The organism is Cellulomonas fimi, from assembly GCF_028527925.1.
Lineage (GTDB): Bacteria > Actinomycetota > Actinomycetes > Actinomycetales > Cellulomonadaceae > Cellulomonas > Cellulomonas fimi_C.
Genome location: NZ_JAPESW010000194.1, coordinates 1 through 512, shown reverse-complemented (window position 1 = coordinate 512; position 512 = coordinate 1). Strand labels below are relative to the sequence as shown.

Sequence of the window (512 nt, the reverse complement as noted above, 5' to 3'; positions counted from 1 at the left end):
GTATGTGACAGTGGCCGAGGTGATCAAACTGATCTCCGCCGCCGACCCGTCCCTTGGGCAGATTCCGCAGAACCACCTCGGTGTCGTCGACATTCTGCTGCAGACGGCCACGGAGGCACAAAAGCAGTATTACTTCGGCAAAGTCCTCCAAGGCTATCGCTTCGGCAATGCCTTCTCCGAAGCCAAGAGCAAGAACGCCGGCACCTTCGACACCCAGATCCGCTTCTACGGCGACAGCGCGCAAATCAACGGCGAGAAGTTCTACTGCACCGGCGCGTTGTTCGCCCATATCGTGCCCACCGTCGGCAATAACGAAAAAGACCAGGCGTTCATCGCCTTTGTCGAGCGCGATGCCCAAGGCCTGAGTGTGATCGACAGCTGGGACGGCTTCGGTCAACGCACCACCGCCAGCGGCGGCGTGACCCTCGATGGCGGAACCGTGCCCCTCAGCGCGGTGATCCCCGCTCACCAGGCCTTCGACCAACCCACCGCCAACGGCCCGATTTCACAGA

1 protein-coding gene is annotated in these 512 nt (G+C 61.3%); it reads left to right on the top strand.

All coding sequences use genetic code 11. The features are described 5' to 3' along the window. Positions 1–19: 19 nt before the first annotated feature. Positions 20–512 (top strand): acyl-CoA dehydrogenase (locus OMK64_RS21625; protein WP_524536928.1); only part of this gene is annotated, 493 nt, incomplete at its 3' end.